Below are 1,724 nucleotides of genomic sequence, written 5' to 3'. Positions count from 1 at the left end.
CAATATCTTTAGGTAAGGAGGTGATCCAACCGCAGGTTCCCCTACGGTTACCTTGTTACGACTTCACCCCAGTCATGAATCACAAAGTGGTAAGCGCCCTCCCGAAGGTTAAGCTACCTACTTCTTTTGCAACCCACTCCCATGGTGTGACGGGCGGTGTGTACAAGGCCCGGGAACGTATTCACCGTAGCATTCTGATCTACGATTACTAGCGATTCCGACTTCATGGAGTCGAGTTGCAGACTCCAATCCGGACTACGACATACTTTATGAGGTCCGCTTGCTCTCGCGAGGTCGCTTCTCTTTGTATATGCCATTGTAGCACGTGTGTAGCCCTACTCGTAAGGGCCATGATGACTTGACGTCATCCCCACCTTCCTCCAGTTTATCACTGGCAGTCTCCTTTGAGTTCCCGGCCGAACCGCTGGCAACAAAGGATAAGGGTTGCGCTCGTTGCGGGACTTAACCCAACATTTCACAACACGAGCTGACGACAGCCATGCAGCACCTGTCTCAGAGTTCCCGAAGGCACCAAAGCATCTCTGCTAAGTTCTCTGGATGTCAAGAGTAGGTAAGGTTCTTCGCGTTGCATCGAATTAAACCACATGCTCCACCGCTTGTGCGGGCCCCCGTCAATTCATTTGAGTTTTAACCTTGCGGCCGTACTCCCCAGGCGGTCGATTTAACGCGTTAGCTCCGGAAGCCACGCCTCAAGGGCACAACCTCCAAATCGACATCGTTTACAGCGTGGACTACCAGGGTATCTAATCCTGTTTGCTCCCCACGCTTTCGCACCTGAGCGTCAGTCTTCGTCCAGGGGGCCGCCTTCGCCACCGGTATTCCTCCAGATCTCTACGCATTTCACCGCTACACCTGGAATTCTACCCCCCTCTACGAGACTCTAGCTTGCCAGTTTCAAATGCAGTTCCCAGGTTGAGCCCGGGGATTTCACATCTGACTTAACAAACCGCCTGCGTGCGCTTTACGCCCAGTAATTCCGATTAACGCTTGCACCCTCCGTATTACCGCGGCTGCTGGCACGGAGTTAGCCGGTGCTTCTTCTGCGAGTAACGTCAATTGATGAGCGTATTAAGCTCACCACCTTCCTCCTCGCTGAAAGTGCTTTACAACCCGAAGGCCTTCTTCACACACGCGGCATGGCTGCATCAGGCTTGCGCCCATTGTGCAATATTCCCCACTGCTGCCTCCCGTAGGAGTCTGGACCGTGTCTCAGTTCCAGTGTGGCTGGTCATCCTCTCAGACCAGCTAGGGATCGTCGCCTAGGTGAGCCATTACCCCACCTACTAGCTAATCCCATCTGGGCACATCTGATGGCAAGAGGCCCGAAGGTCCCCCTCTTTGGTCTTGCGACGTTATGCGGTATTAGCTACCGTTTCCAGTAGTTATCCCCCTCCATCAGGCAGTTTCCCAGACATTACTCACCCGTCCGCCGCTCGTCACCCAGGGAGCAAGCTCCCCTGTGCTACCGCTCGACTTGCATGTGTTAAGCCTGCCGCCAGCGTTCAATCTGAGCCATGATCAAACTCTTCAATTAAAAGCTTGATTTGCTTCCACTCGAGAAGCGATGCTCAAAGATTTACTGCATGAATTTTACTTCAGTTAGTCACTCTTCAAGACTTGATATTTTTTTGCATCCGAAGATGCTGGATATCGTCTTGTGGAGTGCCCACACAGATTGTCTGATAAATTGTTAAAGAGCAGTG

Annotated in this window: 1 rRNA gene; it reads right to left on the bottom strand. The window is 52.4% G+C overall.

What is annotated here, in order from left to right:
* Positions 1–13: 13 nt before the first annotated feature.
* Positions 14–1,555, bottom strand: a 16S ribosomal RNA gene (locus BVU99_RS24885).
* Positions 1,556–1,724 lie beyond the last annotated feature (169 nt).

The organism is Serratia sp. OLAL2 (assembly GCF_002752475.1).
Lineage (GTDB): Bacteria > Pseudomonadota > Gammaproteobacteria > Enterobacterales > Enterobacteriaceae > Serratia > Serratia bockelmannii.
The sequence above is the reverse complement of the archived record's forward strand: the minus strand, read 5'-3'. Positions and strand labels throughout refer to the sequence as shown.